This window comes from Sphingopyxis sp. EU05-FHT14B03 (genome assembly GCF_058790875.1).
In genome coordinates this window covers 252,547-270,074 of the sequence record NZ_JBYTDC010000001.1, presented here as the reverse complement: position 1 = coordinate 270,074, position 17,528 = coordinate 252,547, and the positions used below count along the sequence as shown (strand labels likewise).

Annotated in this window: 22 protein-coding genes; 11 read left to right on the top strand and 11 right to left on the bottom strand. The window is 66.2% G+C overall.

Going from position 1 to position 17,528, the window contains the following annotated elements; all coding sequences use genetic code 11:
- Position 1: 1 nt before the first annotated feature.
- From AC3WS4_RS01420 to AC3WS4_RS01370, 11 genes are all read left to right on the top strand, one after another.
- Positions 2-829 (top strand): flagellar hook-basal body complex protein, encoded by an 828-nt coding sequence (locus tag AC3WS4_RS01420; protein WP_056349411.1) that lies wholly within the window; start codon positions 2-4, stop codon positions 827-829.
- Between the two features lie 35 nt (positions 830-864).
- Positions 865-1,608 carry a flagellar basal body rod protein FlgF gene (locus AC3WS4_RS01415; RefSeq protein WP_492740143.1) on the top strand — a complete coding sequence of 248 codons (744 nt, stop codon included), beginning with the start codon at positions 865-867 and terminating at the stop codon, positions 1,606-1,608.
- A gap of 12 nt (positions 1,609-1,620) precedes the next feature.
- Positions 1,621-2,409: a flagellar basal-body rod protein FlgG gene (gene flgG / locus AC3WS4_RS01410; RefSeq protein WP_056349416.1), complete on the top strand. Its 789-nt coding sequence runs from the start codon at positions 1,621-1,623 to the stop codon at positions 2,407-2,409.
- Entirely contained in the window at positions 2,390-3,070 is a 681-nt protein-coding gene (locus AC3WS4_RS01405; RefSeq protein ID WP_492740144.1) for a flagellar basal body L-ring protein FlgH, read from the top strand. The genes flgG and AC3WS4_RS01405 overlap by 20 nt, the downstream gene beginning before the upstream one ends.
- 28 nt (positions 3,071-3,098) lie before the next feature.
- Positions 3,099-4,202, top strand: a complete 1,104-nt coding sequence (locus tag AC3WS4_RS01400) for a flagellar basal body P-ring protein FlgI (RefSeq protein WP_410468130.1) — start codon at positions 3,099-3,101, stop codon at positions 4,200-4,202.
- Positions 4,199-4,510: a rod-binding protein gene (locus tag AC3WS4_RS01395; RefSeq protein ID WP_492740145.1), complete on the top strand. Its 312-nt coding sequence runs from the start codon at positions 4,199-4,201 to the stop codon at positions 4,508-4,510. The genes AC3WS4_RS01400 and AC3WS4_RS01395 overlap by 4 nt, the downstream gene beginning before the upstream one ends.
- Positions 4,507-5,832, top strand: coding sequence for a flagellar hook-associated protein FlgK (gene flgK / locus AC3WS4_RS01390; protein WP_492740146.1), 1,326 nt, complete (start codon positions 4,507-4,509; stop codon positions 5,830-5,832). The genes AC3WS4_RS01395 and flgK overlap by 4 nt, the downstream gene beginning before the upstream one ends.
- A 21-nt stretch (positions 5,833-5,853) precedes the next feature.
- Positions 5,854-6,681 (top strand): flagellin, encoded by an 828-nt coding sequence (locus AC3WS4_RS01385; protein WP_492740147.1) that lies wholly within the window; start codon positions 5,854-5,856, stop codon positions 6,679-6,681.
- 98 nt (positions 6,682-6,779) lie between these two features.
- A complete protein-coding gene (motA, locus tag AC3WS4_RS01380) occupies positions 6,780-7,643 on the top strand; it encodes a flagellar motor stator protein MotA (protein WP_056349433.1) in 864 nt (287 codons plus the stop codon).
- Complete coding sequence (locus AC3WS4_RS01375) at positions 7,643-8,500, top strand: flagellar motor protein MotB (RefSeq protein WP_056349436.1); 858 nt, start codon at positions 7,643-7,645, stop codon at positions 8,498-8,500. Before motA ends, AC3WS4_RS01375 begins: the two co-directional genes overlap by 1 nt.
- Before the next feature lie 194 nt (positions 8,501-8,694).
- A complete protein-coding gene (locus AC3WS4_RS01370) occupies positions 8,695-9,759 on the top strand; it encodes a sigma-54 interaction domain-containing protein (RefSeq protein ID WP_492740148.1) in 1,065 nt (354 codons plus the stop codon).
- A gap of 226 nt (positions 9,760-9,985) precedes the next feature.
- On the opposite strand, the gene AC3WS4_RS01365 is transcribed toward AC3WS4_RS01370, so the two are convergent.
- The 11 genes from AC3WS4_RS01365 to AC3WS4_RS01315 form a co-directional block, all read right to left on the bottom strand.
- A complete protein-coding gene (locus AC3WS4_RS01365) occupies positions 9,986-10,375 on the bottom strand; it encodes a flagellar export chaperone FliS (protein WP_056349439.1) in 390 nt (129 codons plus the stop codon).
- Between the two features lie 11 nt (positions 10,376-10,386).
- Positions 10,387-11,754, bottom strand: a complete 1,368-nt coding sequence (gene fliD / locus AC3WS4_RS01360; RefSeq protein WP_492740149.1) for a flagellar filament capping protein FliD — start codon at positions 11,752-11,754, stop codon at positions 10,387-10,389.
- Between the two features lie 127 nt (positions 11,755-11,881).
- Positions 11,882-12,292 (bottom strand): DUF7662 domain-containing protein, encoded by a 411-nt coding sequence (locus tag AC3WS4_RS01355; protein WP_492740150.1) that lies wholly within the window; start codon positions 12,290-12,292, stop codon positions 11,882-11,884.
- A 104-nt stretch (positions 12,293-12,396) separates the two neighbouring features.
- Complete coding sequence (gene flhB / locus AC3WS4_RS01350; RefSeq protein ID WP_492740151.1) at positions 12,397-13,536, bottom strand: flagellar type III secretion system protein FlhB; 1,140 nt, start codon at positions 13,534-13,536, stop codon at positions 12,397-12,399.
- A gap of 3 nt (positions 13,537-13,539) precedes the next feature.
- On the bottom strand, positions 13,540-14,319 hold the full coding sequence (gene fliR, locus AC3WS4_RS01345) for a flagellar biosynthetic protein FliR (RefSeq protein ID WP_056349453.1): 780 nt from the start codon (positions 14,317-14,319) through the stop codon (positions 13,540-13,542).
- Positions 14,320-14,326: 7 nt separating this feature from the next.
- Positions 14,327-14,596: a flagellar biosynthetic protein FliQ gene (locus AC3WS4_RS01340; RefSeq protein WP_056349455.1), complete on the bottom strand. Its 270-nt coding sequence runs from the start codon at positions 14,594-14,596 to the stop codon at positions 14,327-14,329.
- Between the two features lie 6 nt (positions 14,597-14,602).
- Positions 14,603-15,370 (bottom strand): flagellar type III secretion system pore protein FliP, encoded by a 768-nt coding sequence (gene fliP / locus AC3WS4_RS01335; RefSeq protein WP_187139387.1) that lies wholly within the window; start codon positions 15,368-15,370, stop codon positions 14,603-14,605.
- Positions 15,360-15,644, bottom strand: coding sequence for a flagellar biosynthetic protein FliO (locus AC3WS4_RS01330; RefSeq protein WP_056349463.1), 285 nt, complete (start codon positions 15,642-15,644; stop codon positions 15,360-15,362). The genes fliP and AC3WS4_RS01330 overlap by 11 nt, the downstream gene beginning before the upstream one ends.
- On the bottom strand, positions 15,644-15,976 hold the full coding sequence (gene fliN / locus AC3WS4_RS01325) for a flagellar motor switch protein FliN (protein ID WP_187139388.1): 333 nt from the start codon (positions 15,974-15,976) through the stop codon (positions 15,644-15,646). The genes AC3WS4_RS01330 and fliN overlap by 1 nt, the downstream gene beginning before the upstream one ends.
- The gene (locus tag AC3WS4_RS01320) at positions 15,969-16,916 is read right to left on the bottom strand and encodes a FliM/FliN family flagellar motor switch protein (protein ID WP_492740153.1); all 948 of its coding nucleotides are present in this window, start codon (positions 16,914-16,916) and stop codon (positions 15,969-15,971) included. Before AC3WS4_RS01320 ends, fliN begins: the two co-directional genes overlap by 8 nt.
- Positions 16,913-17,521: a flagellar basal body-associated FliL family protein gene (locus AC3WS4_RS01315; RefSeq protein ID WP_056349472.1), complete on the bottom strand. Its 609-nt coding sequence runs from the start codon at positions 17,519-17,521 to the stop codon at positions 16,913-16,915. Before AC3WS4_RS01315 ends, AC3WS4_RS01320 begins: the two co-directional genes overlap by 4 nt.
- Between the last annotated feature and the right edge of the window lie 7 nt (positions 17,522-17,528).

The window sequence follows — 17,528 nt, the reverse complement described above, 5'->3', positions numbered from 1 at the left end:
CATGTCTTTCTATACCTCGCTTTCGGGCCTCAAGGGCGCCCAGACCGAAATGTCGGTCGTTTCGAACAACATCGCCAACGCCGGCTCGATCGGCTTCAAGCGCAGCAAGGCGCAGTTCGGCGACATCTTCGCCGCCTCGCCGAACCAGTCGACCAAGACCGTCGCGGGGCAGGGCACGCGCCTGACCGGCATCACCCAGCAGTTCACCCAAGGGTCGTATGAATCGAGCGAAAAGACGTTCGACATGGCGATCATCGGCGACGGCATGTTCGTCGTGAAGGGCGAACCGCCGCGCAACCAGGTCACCTACACCCGCAACGGCTCCTTCTCGCCGCTCGAGGATGGCCGCGTCGTCGACTCGACCGGCGCGACGCTGCAGCTGCTGCCCGTCGATGCCGACGGCAATGTCACCAGCCGCACCCTTGCCTCGACGACCGACTTCGTCGTGCCGCAGCACGCCGCCGGCAATCCCGACGCCGCGCTCGTCAACGTGTCGATCGGCCAGGACGGCCTCGCCACCGCGACCTTCGCCGATGGTTCGAACCAGACGCTCGGCAAGATCGCCATGGCGACCTTCCCCGCGACCGAGGGCCTGCGCCCCGTCGGCGATGCGCATTGGCAGGCGACCGGCGAGAGCGGCCAGCCGACGATCGATGCGGCGACCAACGGCCCGATGGGCACGATCCAGTCGGGCGCACTCGAACGCTCGAACGTCGATATCACCGAGGAACTGGTGATGTTGATCGCGGCGCAGCGCAATTTCCAGGCGAATGCCAAGGCGATCGAGGGCGCGTCCGCGCTGACCCAGACGATCATCGGCCTCCGCTGATAGCCCGCGATTAGCCGCCTGCCAGGAGCAACCCCATGGACCGCGTCATCTATACCAGCCTCACCGCGATGCGGGGCAGCATGGCCCGGCAGACGGCGATCGCCAACAACCTCGCCAACGCCCAGACCCCCGGCTTTCGCGCCGACATGGCCGAAGCGCAGTCGCTGTGGCTGCACGGCAGCGGTGCGGGCGGACGCGCCATGGCGTCCGAGGAAGTCGTCGGCGCCGATATGCGCGCCGGCACGATCACCGCGACCGGCCGCGACCTCGATATCGCGATGGCCGGCGACGCGATGCTCGTCGTCCAGGCGCCGAATGGCGAGGAGGGCTATACCCGCCGCGGCGACCTTCAGGTCTCGCCCAGCGGACTGCTCACCACCGGTGACGGCCATCCGGTGCAGGGTTCGCAAGGACCCGTCACCATCCCGCCCGCGGATTCGATCAAGATCGACCAGGAAGGGCGCGTCTTTGTCGTGCCCGCCGGCGGCGATCCCGAAAATCCGCAGGAGGTCGATCGCCTGCGCCTCGCGACGCCGACGGGGTCGGACATCGTCAAGGGGCTCGACAATCTGTTTCGCGTCAAGGGCGGGGGCATCCTGCCCGACGATCCCGAAGCGCGCGTTATCACCCGCTCGATCGAGGGCTCGAACGTCACCGCGACGGTCGCCCTCGTCGACATGATCGAGGCCAGCAAGGCCTGGGATTCGCAACTCAAGCTCATCAGTGACGCGCGCGACATGGACAGCGCGACCGCGAACCTGATGGCGCTGCCCCGTTAAGGAGACAAGAATATGAGCTATGGTGCCTTGCACGTCGCGCGAACCGGTCTGGATGCCCAAGGCTTCCGGATGCAGGTGATCGCGAACAACCTCGCCAACGTGAACACCACGGGTTTCAAGCGCGACCGGGCCAATTTCGAAACGCTGGGCTATCAGATCATGACGCAGGCGGGGGCGCCGTCGTCGGCGGAAAACCGCTATGCGACCGGGCTCAACCTCGGCACCGGCGTCGAACTCGCCGGCACCTCGCGCATGGACACGCAGGGCACGCTGCAGACGACGGGCAATGCGCTCGACGTTGCGATCGAAGGCGCTGGCTATTTCCAGGTCCAGATGCCCGACGGGCGCACCGGATACACCCGCGCGGGCAATTTCAACCGCTCGGCCGACGGCACGATCATCACCCCCGATGGCAAACCGCTGCAACCGCAGATCCAGATTCCGGAGGATGCGACGAGCATCTCGATCGGCGCCGATGGCACCGTCTCGGCGCAGGTCGCGGGCCAGTCGGAAGCGACCGAACTCGGCCGCATCGAGATCGCGCGCTTCGCCAATCCCTCGGGGTTGCAGGCGATCGGCGACAATATCCTCGTCGAGACCGCCTCCTCGGGTGCGCCGCTGGTCGGCGCCGCGGGCGAGGAAGGCCGCGGCACGCTGCGCGGCGGCATGCTCGAAGGATCGAACGTCAATGTCGTCGAGGAACTTGTCGACATGATCGAGACCCAGCGCGCTTACGAGGTCAATTCCAAGATGATCCAGGCCACCGACGAGATGCTGAAAAATGCCACGCAAACGCTCTGACGGCCTGACCGGCCTCCTGTTCTTCGCGCTGCTCGCGGCTCCGGCCGCGGTCGAGGCGAAGAAGAAGGACCAGATCGCGCCCGACGCCTTTTCGGTCACCATGCCCGAACCGGCGCCGCCGGTGCCGCCCGCCAATGGCTCGATCTTTCAGGGCAGCTATGTCGCGCTCACCTCGGGTGGGCGCGCGGGGCAGGTCGGCGATATCCTGACCATCCAGCTCGTCGAACGGACGATCGCGGCGAAGAGCAACAGCGCCGGCACGACGCGCGACGGCAGCGTCGGGCTGACCCCGCCGGCCACCGGCCCGCTGTCGCTGTTCAATCCCAGCGATGTCGCCATGGGCGGCGGATCCCAATTCAAGGGCAAGGGCGACGCCGCTCAGTCGAACACGCTGTCGGGCGAGGTCAGCGTGACCGTCGCCGCCGTCTATCCGAACGGCACGATGCTGGTGAAGGGCGAGAAACTGCTCACCCTCAACCGCGGCGATGAGCGCGTCCAGATTTCGGGCATCGTCCGCGCGATCGACATCAGCCCCGACAACCGCATCCTGTCGACCCGCGTCGCCAACGCGCACATCCGCTACGTCGGCAAGGGCGAGATCGCCCGTGCCAGCCAGCAGGGTTGGCTGCAACGCTTCTTCTCGATCATCAGCCCGTTCTGACAGACACGAAGGGACCAACTCCGTGCTCATACGCCATGCCATTTTCGCTTTCCTTGCCTTGCTCGCCGCGAGCTTCAGCTTCGCCGCTCCGGCGCAGGCCGAGCGGATCAAGGACATGGGCCAGTTCCAGGGCCTGCGCGCGAACCAGCTGACCGGCTATGGCCTCGTCGTCGGGCTCGCGGGCACGGGCGACGACAGTCTCGATTATTCGACGCTGGGCATGAAGGGCGCGATGTCGCGCTTCGGCCTGACCCTTCCTCCCGGCGTCAATCCGGCGCTGAAAAATGCCGCGGCGGTGATGATCACCGCCGAACTGCCGCCCTTCGCCAAGCCCGGCCAGCGTCTCGACGTCACCGTCTCGGCGATCGGCAAGGCCAAGAGCCTGCGCGGCGGCACCCTCGTGCTCGCGCCGCTCTATGGCGCCGACGGACAGATTTACGCGATGGTGCAGGGCAATCTGGTCATCGGCGGACTCGGCGTCGATGCCGCCGACGGGTCGAAGCTGACGGTCAACGTCCCGTCGAGCGGCCGCATCGCGGGTGGCGCGACGGTCGAACGATCGGTCGACACCGGCTTCGCCAGCAGCGAGATGCTGACCTTCAACCTCCACCAGTTCGATGCGACTAACGCCAAGGCGGTGGCCGACGCGATCAACGCCGCGATCCCCGGCAGCGCGTCGATGATCGACGGCGCCAGCATCGCGATCCGCGCCGCGGGTGGCGGCGACCAGCGGATGCGCCTGATGTCGCAGATAGAAAATCTCGGCGTCCGGCGTGCCGAACCGCCCGCCAAGGTCATCGTCAACGCCCGCACCGGCACGGTGGTGATCAACGGCGCGGTGCGCGTCGGCACCGCCGCGGTGTCGCAGGGCAAGCTCACCGTTTCGATCAAGGAATCGCCGACGGTGGTGCAGCCCGCGCCCTTCAGCCGCGGCCAGACCGCGGTCGAGGAGTCGAGCGATGTCCAGGTGACCGAAGAATATCGGCCGATGATGCTGGTCAAGCCGACCGCGTCGCTGTCCGAACTCGTCGATGCGATCAACCGCATGGGCGTCCCTCCCGGCGACCTCGTCGCCATCCTCGAGGCGCTGAGCCAGGCTGGCGCGCTCACTGCGGAACTGGTGATCATATGACGACGCCCATTTCTTCGATCGGCGCGACCCCGGCGGCTGCCGGCGGCGGCGACGGCGGGCTGCGCAAGGCGGCCGAGGCTTTCGAGGCGGTTATCCTGCGCCAGCTGATGGCGTCGATGCGCCAGGCGAAGCTCGGCGAAGACGTCTTCGGGTCGAGCGCGACTGATAATTTCCGCGAGATGGCCGACGCTAAGACCGCCGACAGCATCGCCGCGATGCGCCAGTTCGGCATCGCCGACATGGTCGAACGCCAGTTCAGGGGCATCACGGGCAGCGGCCCGAGCAGTCTGGGCGGAGGCACACAATGAGCGACCTGCTCAGCATCGGCGCGAGCGGGCTGAAAGCCTATTCGCGCGCCATGTCGACCGTCGGCGACAATATCGCCAACGCCCAGACCCCCGGCTATGCCCGGCGTACGCTGGCGCTCAAGGAAATGGCGAGCGGCACCGAATCGGCGCTGGTCGGGCGGAACGTCAGCCCCGGCGGCGTGACGATCCAGGGCATCGGTCGTTCGGTCGACAAATGGCTGATCAACGACGCGCGCATCTCCTCGGGCGAAGCCGAGCGCGCGGCGACGCGCGCCGACTGGATGACCAAGGTCGAAAGCGCGCTGAGCGACGACGCCAACGGCATCTCGACCAACCTCACCAAGCTGTTCACCACCGCCGACCAGCTGACCGCCGATCCGAACAATGTGTCCCTGCGGGCGCAGTTCCTGCAATCGGTCGACGATGTCGCGTCGGGGTTCCGCTCCAGCGCCACCCAGCTTGGCGCGATGTCGGAAGGCATTTCGGACGCGGCGCAGTCGTCGGTCACCGATCTCAACAACAATCTCGATGCCCTCGAAAGCGTCAACGCCGGCCTGCGCAAGGCTCGGGCGGGGTCGACCAACGAGGCGAGCCTGCTCGACGAGCGCGACCGGTTGATCGACCAGATTTCGTCGCAGATGTCGGTGACGGCCAGCTTCGACGACAAGGGCACGGTCGCGCTGCGCGCCGCCGGAACGGGCGACACGCTCGTCGGCAATGCGACGGTGACCCATGTTGCGATCGCCACTGCCGCCGACGGCCGTCTGGGCTTCACGGCCGGCGGTGCTGCGATCGACCCCGGTTCGGGCAACCTCGCCGGACTCGGTCAGGCCGCCGACCATGTCGCCGACCAGCGTGCCGGGCTCGACGCCGCTGCGGCGCAGTTCGCCGGCCAGCTCAATTCCGCGCATCAGGCCGGCACCGATGCCAATGGCAATGCCGGCCAGCCGCTGTTCGCCGGCACCACCGCCGCGACGCTGACCGCGACGCCGTTGTCGGCCAGTCAGGTCGCCGCCGCCAACGGCAGCGGCACCAACGGCAATATGCTCGCGATCGGCGGCATGCGCGGAGCCAATGATCCCGAAGCGGCCTGGGCGTCGCGGCTCGCGTCGCAGGCGCAGGCCACCTCGTCGAGCCGGGCGCAATTTGCCGCCGCCGCAACCCGCGCCGACGGCGCCGCCGCCGCGCGCGACAGCGTCAGCGGGGTCGACCTCGACCAGGAAGCCGCCGACCTGCTGCGCTTTCAGCAAGCCTATTCCGCCGCCGCGCGCACGATCCAGGTCGCGCGCGAGACGATGCAAGCGCTGCTCAGCGCGATCTGACGATAGAGAAGGGACCGCGCGATGATCAACGCCGTGGGCAACCGCATGACGCGCGAAATCGCGCGCCAGTCGAAACTCTCCGACCAGCTCGAACGCATCCAGACCCAGATTTCGGGCGGCAAGAAATTGCTCCGCGCCTCCGACGATCCCGCCGCCTCGCAGCGGATCGCGACGATCGGCAAGGCGCAGGCGAGCGCGAAGACCTGGGCGGCGAACGTCAAGACCGCGACCGCGCAGGTGTCGCAGGCCGACAGCGCGCTGGGTTCGGTGAGCAACCTGCTGACCCGCGCCCGCGAGCTGACGATGACGGCGGCGAGCGCGACGACCAATCCCGCCGACCGCGCCAGTATCGCGGCTGAACTGTCGGCGATCGCCGACGAGATCGACGGCTTCGCCGCGACGCGCGATTCCAACGGCGAGCCGATCTTCGCGACCAATGCGAAGCAGGTGCGTTTCGATGCCGACGTCAGTTTTGCACCGGTGCCGTCGGCCAGCACCGCCTTTGTCGTCGACGGCAACAGCGTGTCGACGGGCCTGCGCGATGCTGCGGCCGCGATCACCGCGGGCGACAGCGCCGCGATGGGTGGCGCGCTCGAAACCCTGTCGGGTGCGATCTCGCACATCGCCGACCAGCGCGCGGCGATGGGCCTTTCGGCCGGTCGGCTCGAACGGATCGGCGACAGCCTCGATTTGCGCGGCATCACCCTGTCCGACGAACGGTCGGCGGTCGAGGACACCGATCTGTCGGTGGCGATCGCCGAGCTCAATGCCCAGAAATTGACGCTCGACGCGGCGCAGGCGGCCTTCGCGCGGATCAACCGGCAGACCTTGTTCGATATTTTGAGCTGAGGCGAGGGCGCTTCGCCCTAAATCTTTCGCTGCCGCTGCCGTTAATCATCAAGACGCCCTGATTTTCGGGGTACCGCCCCGACAGGAGCCCACCGCGCATGTTTCCCGTAATCGGCATCGTTGTTCTTCTCGTGCTGGTGTTCGGAGGCTTTGCGCTGACCGGGGGCAATCTCGGCCCCGTCATGCACGCGCTGCCGCACGAAATGCTGATCATCGGCGGCGCCGCGGTCGGATCGCTGATCATCGGCAATTCGGGCAAGGAGCTGAAGGCGCTCGGCGGCGGCTTCGGCAAGGTGTTCAAGGGGCCGACCTACAAGAAGTCCGACTATCTCGACTGCATCCTGCTCGTCTCGACACTGATGAAGATGATGCGCACCGAGGGGCCGGTCGCGGTCGAACCGCATATCGAGGATCCGGCGAGCTCGCCGATCTTCCAGCAATATCCGAAACTCCTGAAGGACGACACGCTCGTCCACCTGATCTGCGACACGCTGCGCCTCGTCGTCGTGTCGTCGGGCACGCTCGACCCGCACGCGGTCGAAGAGGTGATGGACAGCGCGATCAAGAACCACCACCATCATGCGATCAAGCCCGCCGACGGGCTGCAGAGCCTGGCCGATGCGTTGCCGGCGCTCGGCATCGTCGCCGCGGTGCTCGGGGTGGTGAAGACGATGGGCTCGATCGACAAGCCGCCCGAAGTCCTCGGCGGCATGATCGGCTCGGCGCTCGTCGGAACCTTCCTCGGGGTGTTGCTCGCTTATGGCCTCGTCGGTCCGTTCGCGACGCGCGCGCGTGCGGTGATCGAAAGCGACGCCGCCATCTATCACACGGTGAAGCAGCTGATCATCGCCTCGCTCCACGGCCATCCGCAGCCGCTGGTGATCGAGGCCGCCCGCTCGGGCGTCGACCATGACAACCAGCCGACCTTCGCCGAGGTGTTCGACGGTATGCGGGGCCGGTAATGGCCGCGCGTCCGAATACCCCGCTGCGCCCGATCATCGTCAAGAAGATCATCGAAGCGCCGCATGCCGGTCATCATGGCGGCGCGTGGAAGGTCGCCTATGCCGACTTCGTGACCGCGATGATGGCCTTCTTCCTGCTGATGTGGCTGCTCGGCGCGACGACAGAGAAGCAGCGCAAGGCGCTCGCCGATTATTTCGCCCCGACGATCGTCCAGACCAAACAGGACACCGCGGGCTCGACCGGGCTGTTCGGCGGCGACTCGCTCGTCTCCGTCGACAAATATCCGAACGCCGCGGGGCAGACGGGTACGCGCGCGATGACGATCCCGCGCGACGCCACCGGCGGCCCGCGCGAGGCATCGGGCCGCGAGATTCAGCGCGCCAATTTCCAGAAGCTCGCCAAGTCGCTGCTGCGCGAGGTCCAGGCGAAAGCCGAGATCCGCCGCCTCGCGCCCAACATCCGCTTCACCGAAACGCGCGAAGGGCTGCGCATCGACATCGTCGACGATGCCGATTTCTCGATGTTCGTCGTCGGCACCAACCAGCTGACGCCGGAGGCGAACAAATTGTTCGCGCAGATCGCGACGATCGTCGCCGAGGTTCCGAACCAGGTGATGATCCGCGGCCATACCGACGCCAGCCCTTATTCGGCGAAGGCGGGCACCAACAACTGGCGCCTGTCGGTCGAGCGGGCAGAGGTCACGCGGCAATATCTCGCCTTCCGCGGCATCGGTTCCAGCCGCTTCGCGCGCATCGAGGGGGTGGCCGATACCGAACCCTATGTCCCCTCGAATCGATATGATCCGCGCAACCGTCGCATCTCGATCACCCTCGGCTGGGACAATGGCGGCAGCTGATCGGAACAATTGGTGCCAATCTGGCAGCATTGTAATCCTTAACAACGGACATCCGCCACCATTGCTGCCAGATTGGCAATAACTCTTTGATTTGAAGGGGGTAGGTCGGTTTGGTTAGTCTTTTGTTTACCAGATTCCGCAATCTCTTGGGTCATCGAGAAGCGCCGAATTCGGGGGGCGCGGTGGAGATCGAAATGACCAAGGTGGGGAACGGCAGCGACCAGGCTGCCCTTGAAATGCTGATTATCGGGACGAGCCCGGCGGCCGCGCAACTGCGCGACATGATCCGCCGCGTGGCGCGTTCGAACGCCTCGGTCATGCTCTGCGGCCCTTCGGGCTCGGGCAAGGAACTGGTGGCCCGCGCGATCCACGACGAAGGCGTCCGTTCGGGCAAGGCCTTTTCAGCGATCAACTGCGGCGCGATCCCCGGCGACCTTATCGAATCCGAATTGTTCGGGCATGAAAAGGGCAGCTTCACCGGCGCCCATGCCCGCCGCATCGGCCATTTCGAAGCGAGCGAGGGCGGTACGCTCTTCCTCGACGAAATCGGCGACATGCGTTTCGACATGCAGGTCAAACTGCTCCGCGTGCTGGAAGAACGGATGATCGTCCGCGTCGGCAGCAGCGATGTGAAGGCCGTCGACGTCCGCGTCATTTCGGCCACCCACCAGGATCTCGGCGCTGCGATCGCCGATGGCAAATTCCGCGAAGACCTGTTCTTCCGGCTCGGCGTGGTTGTGCTTCAGGTCCCCAGCCTTGCCAGCCGCGTCGAGGATATTCCCGCGCTCATCCGCCATTTCCAGCGTAAGATGCCCGGCGAAGCCAAATGCCGTTTCGACGATGACGCCATGCTCACGCTGATGCAGCATCCCTGGCCCGGCAACGTCCGCGAATTGCGCAACTTCGTTGAGCGCGCCAGCGTATTGCACGGCGGCGAGACCTTGGGCGCCGACGATGTCGCCATTCTTTTGAACCCCACCGCAGCGCTTGCGCCGCGACAGGCTATCCCCACCAGCTTTGTCGCGGCGCAGGCCAGCGCGGAAGATAGCACGCCCGCCGCGCCCTTCGGCAAGACGCCGGCGCCGGGCCGCCCGATCGACCTCAAGCGCGAGATCGAGACGATCGAGCTCGAACAGATCCACGTCGCGCTCGACCTTGCCGACGGCATCATTTCGGAAGCCGCGCGTCTCCTGACGCTCAAGCGCACCACGCTCATCGAAAAGATGCGCAAATATGGAGTTCAGCAACAGGCAGCCTGAGGCTACCCCACCAGTCTCAGTGCCGCTGAATCGGCACCGGTTCGTTCCTTCTGTCGCCAGTCCCCACCTTGGCGATGAAAGAGGGAAGGGGCCGGTGCCGAAGTTTTTTTGGGGCAAGCTGAAAACCGTCATTGCGAGCGAAGCGAAGCAATCTCCAGCCATCGGCGCGGCGCCAGGCCGATGACTGGAGATTGCTTCGTCGCGATGCTCCTCGCAATGACGGCTCTTACCTGAGCTGCCGCCACGCCCCGCTCACGGTCTTCACGCCTTCCAGCAGCTCATCCAGGTCCGCGTCGCTGTTCGCGGCCACCGCCTTGTCGAGCTTGCGGCGCATGCTGCTGTAAACCCGCGACAGCGCGCCCGCGACGTCGCCGCCGGCTTTGTGGTCGAGCCCGGCGTCGAGCCCGATCAGGATCGCGCGCGCGCGGTGTGCGGGTTCGGTGGCCGAAATCGGCTGGCCCTGCCGCACCATCGCGGCGAGCACGCCGATCGCGATCTCCAACTCGTCATAGAGCATGGTGACCAGTTCGACCGGGTCGGCGCCGGCCGCGCGGCTTTCGCTCTGCATGCGGCGGTATTGGCCGGTCGCGCGGACCGTGGAGGCGGTGGCTGCCATGGCGATCGCCCTTAATTCTTGTTCTGGTTGTTCCACATCTCGATCTGCTGTTCGAGATAGGATTGGGTCGCCTTGAAAGCCGCGAGCTTGGCATCAAGGCCGCCGAACTGCTTTTCGAGCCGTGCAGCGTAGGATTCCTCGCGCTGTTCGATTTTTTCGAGCGTCTCGGCGAGCGCCTCGCTTTTTGCGGCGAGCGATTTGGAGACGCGATCCATCACCCCGTCGGTCGCGATCGCCTTGTCGCGGATCGCGTCGAGCGCGAAAGCGATGCCCGGATCGCTGGTCTCGTTATGCGTCGCGTCGCGGCGGGGATTGAACAGCGCCTCCACGGCGCCGGCATTCGTCGCGAGCGCCTTGTCGAGCTTCGCGGTGTCGAGTGAGAGCAGGCCGTCGCGGGTCGATCCGATGCCGATGTCGCTCAGCTTGTTGATGCCGCTGTTGCTGGTCAGCACCTTGCCGACCAGCGCCTGCAATTCGCGTTCGAGCTCGCGCAGGCCCGTCGTCGCGCCGGACATGCTCGATGCCGAGGCGAGGCTTTTCTTGAGCTGGTTATAGACGTCGACGAAATCGCTGACCGTCTGCTTGATCATGTCGAGCGGCCGGCTCGCGCCGATGTCGACCGGTTGCCCCGGCGCCGCTTTCTTGAGCGTCAGCGACATGCCGGGCACGACATCGTCGACGATGTTGCTCGCGCGGCTGAAGGCGACGCCGTCGATAGTGAATTGGGCATTGGTCGCCGATTGGCCGAGCGTCATGCCGCCGCCCGAGCCATAAGCGAAACCGGCGAGTTCGGGGGTGGCGGTTTCCAGCGTGAAGCCGTTCGCCTCGCCGCTCGGCCCCTTCAAAATCATGCGATGCCCGCCCTCGTCGGCGACGAGCGAGGCGGTGACCCCGGCGCCGCTGGCGTTGATCGCATTGACCAGGCCGTCGAGGCTGTTGTTCGCGGTGCCGATGGTGATCGTCTTGGCGACCCCGCCGACGGTCAGCGTCATCGTGCCGGCGCCGATCGGGGCGCTCTTGTCGGCGACGATGCCCGAATAGACGGTCTGTGCGCGCGCGAGCTGGGTCACCTCGACCGTCGCGGCGAAGCTGTCGGCCGACAGACCGGCGCGCGACGTGGCGCTGAGGACGCTGTCGTCGGAGACGGTGGGGGTGCTGCGCAGCGTGCCGTCGGACACCATCTGGCCCAGCGAGTCGGCAAAGCCTTCGAGGTTCGATCGCGCCTGCGCCAGCGCGCTGATCTTGGCATTATTCTGCTTGGCCAGCAGGGTGACGCGCTCGACCTTGGGGGCGCGCGACGCCGCGGCTAGGTCGGTGACCAATTGCTTGGTGTCGATCCCCGATCCGAAACCGAGGCTGTTGGCGATTGAACTGACCATGCGCGATATCCTTCAGACCCAATAACGGTCGCGCTGGCGGGAGTTTAAGCGGCGTCGGTGCGACTATCCCGCTCTGAAGACGGTATTGGGGCGGAGAACTGATATGGCGCGGTCGATAGCCCAACCGTCATTCAGACTTCGGTTGCCTGTCATTGGCGGCACTGTTCAACAGCGCCGCAGTGGCGGCCTCTACGTTAAGCTTGGTCTCTGATACGATCGTCTCGAGCAAGCGAAGTGTGATCGGATGCAGTTCGGTTATGTCGACTACTATGGTGTCGGGCAACGTAGTGAGCGGCGCGGGCCGGGAAAAGGTGACCATCCCGACAGTCGGGTTCAACTTGGCCTTGCGCCCCAAGGACAGCCACGCGCGGGCCTGTGAATGCGAGGACGCGTTGGACCACCATTGTCGGCTGACCGCGCCCGACGCCGATGGGGGCAGCCGCCGCCCGATGAGGTCCTCGATCTCTCCGAAGGACAGGGTTACCGATCGATCGCCTTTGGCAGCGAGAAAGTCGCGTAGAGGTTGATAGTGATACATGATTCTCTCCATAAGAAGCTACAAAAGAATATATAGCATTTTGGAGTCTTTTCAAGCCCCCATCTCAGCCGGATTGGAACGTCCCAAACCGGTCGAAACCGGCCCTATGCCTGTTTTCGTCCCTCGGCGTCGAAGCGATGCGTTTCGGGCACGTCGACCGCCGGCTGCGCCATCCCCTCGGCGACTGCGCGCTCAAGGCGGAAGACGAAGGCCAGGATCGTTGCGACCGCGACGAACAATTCCTCCGGGATCACGCGCCCGGCGCGCGCGGTGAAGTAAATCGCGCGCGCCAGCTGTGGATATTCGAGGATCGGCACGTCGGTGCCGCGTGCGAGTTCGCGGATCGCCAGCGCGACGTCGCCGCGCCCGCGCGCGACGACGACCGGCGCCGCATCGATGCCGGGGCGGTACCGCAGCGCGACCGAGAAATGGGTCGGGTTGGTCAGGATCACCGTCGCCTCGGACACCGCCTTGCGCGCCGACCCGCTCAGCATCTCGTGCGCGCGCTGGCGCTGCGCCTGCTTGAGTTCGGGAGCGCCGTCGGACTGGCGCATCTCGTCCTTGATTTCCTGCTTGCTCATCATCAGGCGGCGGTTGCGCTGATACCATTGGGTGGGAACGTCGATCAGCGCGATGACGACCAGTCCGCCGGCCATCACCAGCACCGCATGGCCGATCGCTTGCCCCGCAAGCCCGACCGCGCTGTGCAGGTCGCTCGACGCCATGTGCAGGATCGCGGGCAGGTTCTTGGCGACCAGCCAGTAACCGATGCTGCCGAGCAGGGCGACCTTGGCGAGCGCCTTGCCGAGTTCGGTCGCGCCCTGCGCGCCGAACATGCGCTTGAGCCCGCTCATCGGGTTCATGCGGTTGCCCTTGAATTCGAGCGATTTGCCGCGCCAGCCGAGCGAGCCGAGCAGGCCAGGCCCGGCGATCGCGGCGAGCAGCGCCGCGGCGAACAGGCTGGCGAGCGGCAACAGCAGCTCGACCCCGTTGCGCAGCAGTGCTTCGCCCGGCGCGAAATCGGCGATGTCGCGGTGGTCGATGGTCAGCCCGCGCGACAGCAGGTCGCCCGCCGAGCGCACGAACCAGCCGCCCGCCGCGATCAGCCAGCCCGCCGCGACGAGCATCATTAGCGCCGTCGCCAGTTCGCGCGACTGCAGCACGTCGCCGTCGCGCGCCGAATCGGCGAGCTTCTTCGGCGTCGGCTGTTCGGTTTTCTGGTCCTTTTCGGTCTGTCCGGCCATCGCTCAGGTCCCCGCGACCATGCGCGCGGCGTCGAGCGCGTCGGACAGGATATGCGCGAGGCCCTCGGCCATCACCGGGGTCGCGACGCCGAGCAGCACGACGCCGGCGAGCAGCGTCGCCGGGATGCCGACCGCGAACAGGTTGAGCGCTGGCGCCGACCGCCCGATCACGCCCATGATGATCTGGACCAGGATCAGCACGAAACCGACGGGCAGGGCGATCGTCAGCCCCGCGGCGAACATCAGGCTGCCGAAGCGCAGGATGCCCCCGATCGTCTCATAGGAGGGAAAGGCGTTGCCCGGCGGCAGGGCATTATAGCTGTCGACGATGATCGAGATCAGCACCAGATGGCCGTCGGCGGCGAGGAAGATCGCGGTCGCGAGCATCGACAGAAACTGCCCGATCGCCGAGCTCGAGGATCCGCTCAGCGGATCGATCATCGACGCGAAGCCGAGACCCATCGCGTTGCTGATCGCCTCACCCGCGATCAACGCCGCGGCGAGCCCCATCTGGAGCACGAATCCCATCGCAAGCCCGATCACGACCTCGCCGATGACCAGCAGGAACCCCGGGACCGACACGATCCCTTCGGGCGGCAGCGTCATCCCCGATGCGGCGACCGCGGGCACGCCGACCGCGAGCGCGATGACGAGACGGAGCTGGATGGGCACGTTGGTCGCGCCGAACACCGGCGCCGCCAGGAAGCAGGCGCCGGGGCGGATCATGCCGAGCATCCACAGCTGCAGCATCGCCTCCACATTCGGGATGTCGGCGGGGTTCATCGCCTGCTTATCGGACGAGCGTCGGGATCTGCGCGAAAATCTCGCGGGTGAAATCGGTGAGCAGCACCAGGATGCTGCCGCCGAAGATCGCAAGGCAGACTGCGGCGACGATCAGCTTGGGGACGAAGGTCAACGTCTGTTCGTTGATCGACGTTGCCGCTTGCACCATGCCAAGCAGCACGCCGATCACCAGGATCGGGATGAGCAATGGCGCGGTGGCGAGCGCGAGGATCCACAGAGACTGCTGCGCCACCCCGATGAAATAATCTGCTTCCATCTGTCGCTAGGTCCCGAATGAGGCGGCGAGCGAGCCCATCGTCAGCGCCCATCCGTCGACAAGGACGAAGAGCAACAGCTTGAAAGGCATCGATATGATCGTAGGCGACAGCATCATCATACCCAGCGACATCAAGGCCGAGGCGACAATCAGGTCGATGATCAGGAAGGGCAGGAAGATCAGGAAGCCGATCTGGAACGCGGTCTTGAGTTCGCTGGTGACGAAAGCGGGCAGCAGGATCGAGAAGGGCACGTCCTTCGGGCTCGCATAGCTCGGTGCTTTGGCGATCTTGGCGAACATCATCAGGTCGGACTTGCGCGTCTGCGTCAGCATGAAGCCGTGCAGCGCGTCGCCCGACCGCGACACCGCGACCCCAATGTCGATCTGTTCCTGGCCATAGGGCTCGATCGCGACGCGGTTCACCTCGGTGATCACCGGCGCCATCACGAACAGCGACAGGAACAGGCTGAGGCCCACGAGCACCTGGTTCGGCGGCGTCTGTTGCAGCCCGAGCGCGTGGCGCAGGATCGACAGCACGATGATGATGCGGGTGAAGCTGGTCATCATCAGCAGCAGCGACGGCAGCACCGTCAGCAGGCTCATCAGGACGAGGATCTGGAGCGACAGGCTCAAAGGACGGCCATCGCCGCCGAGTTCGTTCACCGCGCGGCTGAGGCCATTGGCTTCCTGCGCATAGGCTGCGGGCGCCGCGACGAGCAGCGCGACGCCGCCGGCGATCGCAGCCGCACGCAGCCAGTTCGTCCTAGTCGACATGGAAATCGCCCTGGCTGTTGTCGGCGAGGCGGGTGACCGCCCCGCGCGATACCGACAGCAGGATGCGCTGGCCGGCGAATTCGACGACGGTCAGCTTGGTGCCGGGGCCGAGCGGCAGCACATCGATCATCTCGATCGCGCGCGTCCGTTTCGCGCCCTGTCCGGGCAGCTGGAGCGTGCCCATCTGGACCTTTTTCCACAGCCACAGGCTGCCCCACGCCATGCCGCCGACGAGCGGCAGCAGGATCAGCAGGCGCAGGATATATTCGAACATCAGGCCCTCCGGTCGAAACCGGCGAGGCCGCGGTCGGGGGCGACCACTTCGGCGACCTGGATACCGTAACGGCCGTCGACGTTGACGATCTCGCCGCGCGCGATCAGCGTGCCGTTGGCATAGATGTCGAGCAGTTCGTTCGCGGCGCGGTCGAGTTCGACGACGCTGCCTTCGGACATCGCGAGCAGGTCGGCGAGCGTCATGCTCGTCGATCCGACCTCGACCGACACGCGCAGCGAGACCCCCGCGAGCAGGTCGAAATTGGGCGCCATCGCCATATCCTTGGCGTCGCGGCGATCGCGGCGACCGGCGCCTTCGCTCATGTCACTCATGATCCGATCCTTTTTCGATATGCTCGATCATTATGGCTGCATTCCCATTGGCTTCGCCGATGCTACCGACCGCGAAACTGCGGCCGGCGACGGTTACCGGAACATTGCGCGGAATGGTTAACGGAATGATATCACCGACCTCCAAACCAAGCAGTTTGACCAAAGAAATTTCCGGACGGGCCAGAACCGAGCGCACCGGAAGGCGCACGGTCTTGAGCGCGCTGCCCAGCGTCGCCGCCCAGGCCGCGTCGGCGGGGCTGGTTTCGCGCGCTTCGGGGGCGGGTTCGGCGCCCGCGATGCCGCGCAGCGCCGCGACCGGATAGGCGCAGGTGATGGTGCGGCCGTCGAGCTTTCCGCCGCGCAGCGTGAAGCGCTGGACGAGCAGTTCGTCGTCGGCGCGCACCGCGGCGAGCTTGGCGGGATCGCCGGTGACGCAGTCGAGTTCGGGCGCGATCGCCAGCTTGTCGCCCCAGGCGGCGGTCAGTTGCAGCCCCATGTCGCGGCCGAGCCGCGCCGCGAAGCGCTCTTCGGCGTCGGTCAGTTCTTCGCGTTCGGCGCCGAGCTGTCCCTTGCCGCCATAGAAGATGTCGACGAGCTGGAGGATCAGCGGACGTCCGCCGGCGAGCAGGATCGGACCCTTCAGTGGCGGCGCGTGATAGCGCCAGAAGATCGCCGGCGCCGACGCCTTGGTCCAGTCGGCGAAGCGCACGACCTCGGCGGCCTCGCGCTCGACCTGCACCGTCGGGGCGCCGAGCGCGCGGACGAGGTCGCGCAGGCTGCGCGCGAACTGGTTCGCGACGCTGTCGAGCAGCGGAAAGGCATAGCCGCCCTCGGCCTTGCGCAGCAGCAGCGACGCCCTGGCGTCGTCCGCCGGGGCTTCGGGTGCGGGCTTCGCGGCCGGCGCTTTCGGCGCCTTGAAGGGATTGCTCTTCGTGGTCACTGGATCACCAGGCTCGTGAAATAGACATTGTCGATGCCGCCGAACCCTTCCTTGTCGCGCAGCACCTGGTTGATCGCGCCGGTCAGCTGGCGCTGCAGCTGCTGCTTGCCGTGCGAAGTGGACAGCAGCGCCGGATCCTGTTCGGCGAGCACCATCAGCACCGCCGATCGGATCGGCACGTCCTGGCGCGCGACGTTGGCGACGACCTTGCCGTCGTAAAAGGTCGACAGGCTGATCCCGATCTGCAGGAAGCCCGACCCGTCGGCGAGGTTCGTCGTGAAGCTCTGGGCGATCGGCACATAGGTGATCTCATATTTGCGCGGGTCGACCTTGAACTTGTCGTTCGGGACCGAAACGGTACCGACCTTCGGCGCCGGCGCCTCGTCGCCTTCGCCCTTGGCGGCGGGTTCGGCCGAGGGATCGCGCACGACCAGCTTGGGATAATGATCCTCGGGCTTCGCGGCATGCGCGGCCATGCCGACACCGAAATACATGCCCACGCCCGCCCCGGCGCCGATCAACACCGCGGCGCCGACGGTGATCATCAGCAGCTTCTTCATCTTGCCCTTCTTGGGTGCGGGGGCGTCGGTCTTGTCCTTGCTCATCACTCTG

Excerpts from the sequence above, each read along its gene's own strand:
- AC3WS4_RS01365 (WP_056349439.1), bottom strand. The coding sequence starts at position 10,375 with ATGGCAGCCACCGCCTCCACGGTCCGCGCGACCGGCCAATACCGCCGC.
- AC3WS4_RS01420 (WP_056349411.1), top strand. The coding sequence starts at position 2 with ATGTCTTTCTATACCTCGCTTTCGGGCCTCAAGGGCGCCCAGACCGAA.
- flhB (WP_492740151.1), bottom strand. The coding sequence starts at position 13,536 with ATGGCCGGACAGACCGAAAAGGACCAGAAAACCGAACAGCCGACGCCG.
- flgK (WP_492740146.1), top strand. The coding sequence starts at position 4,507 with ATGAGCGACCTGCTCAGCATCGGCGCGAGCGGGCTGAAAGCCTATTCG.
- AC3WS4_RS01355 (WP_492740150.1), bottom strand. The coding sequence starts at position 12,292 with ATGTATCACTATCAACCTCTACGCGACTTTCTCGCTGCCAAAGGCGAT.
- AC3WS4_RS01395 (WP_492740145.1), top strand. The coding sequence starts at position 4,199 with ATGACGACGCCCATTTCTTCGATCGGCGCGACCCCGGCGGCTGCCGGC.
- AC3WS4_RS01375 (WP_056349436.1), top strand. The coding sequence starts at position 7,643 with ATGGCCGCGCGTCCGAATACCCCGCTGCGCCCGATCATCGTCAAGAAG.
- fliD (WP_492740149.1), bottom strand. The coding sequence starts at position 11,754 with ATGGTCAGTTCAATCGCCAACAGCCTCGGTTTCGGATCGGGGATCGAC.
- AC3WS4_RS01370 (WP_492740148.1), top strand. The coding sequence starts at position 8,695 with ATGACCAAGGTGGGGAACGGCAGCGACCAGGCTGCCCTTGAAATGCTG.
- AC3WS4_RS01330 (WP_056349463.1), bottom strand. The coding sequence starts at position 15,644 with ATGTTCGAATATATCCTGCGCCTGCTGATCCTGCTGCCGCTCGTCGGC.
- AC3WS4_RS01405 (WP_492740144.1), top strand. The coding sequence starts at position 2,390 with ATGCCACGCAAACGCTCTGACGGCCTGACCGGCCTCCTGTTCTTCGCG.
- fliP (WP_187139387.1), bottom strand. The coding sequence starts at position 15,370 with ATGTCGACTAGGACGAACTGGCTGCGTGCGGCTGCGATCGCCGGCGGC.
- motA (WP_056349433.1), top strand. The coding sequence starts at position 6,780 with ATGTTTCCCGTAATCGGCATCGTTGTTCTTCTCGTGCTGGTGTTCGGA.
- AC3WS4_RS01340 (WP_056349455.1), bottom strand. The coding sequence starts at position 14,596 with ATGGAAGCAGATTATTTCATCGGGGTGGCGCAGCAGTCTCTGTGGATC.
- fliN (WP_187139388.1), bottom strand. The coding sequence starts at position 15,976 with ATGAGTGACATGAGCGAAGGCGCCGGTCGCCGCGATCGCCGCGACGCC.
- fliR (WP_056349453.1), bottom strand. The coding sequence starts at position 14,319 with ATGAACCCCGCCGACATCCCGAATGTGGAGGCGATGCTGCAGCTGTGG.
- AC3WS4_RS01315 (WP_056349472.1), bottom strand. The coding sequence starts at position 17,521 with ATGAGCAAGGACAAGACCGACGCCCCCGCACCCAAGAAGGGCAAGATG.
- AC3WS4_RS01385 (WP_492740147.1), top strand. The coding sequence starts at position 5,854 with ATGATCAACGCCGTGGGCAACCGCATGACGCGCGAAATCGCGCGCCAG.
- AC3WS4_RS01415 (WP_492740143.1), top strand. The coding sequence starts at position 865 with ATGGACCGCGTCATCTATACCAGCCTCACCGCGATGCGGGGCAGCATG.
- flgG (WP_056349416.1), top strand. The coding sequence starts at position 1,621 with ATGAGCTATGGTGCCTTGCACGTCGCGCGAACCGGTCTGGATGCCCAA.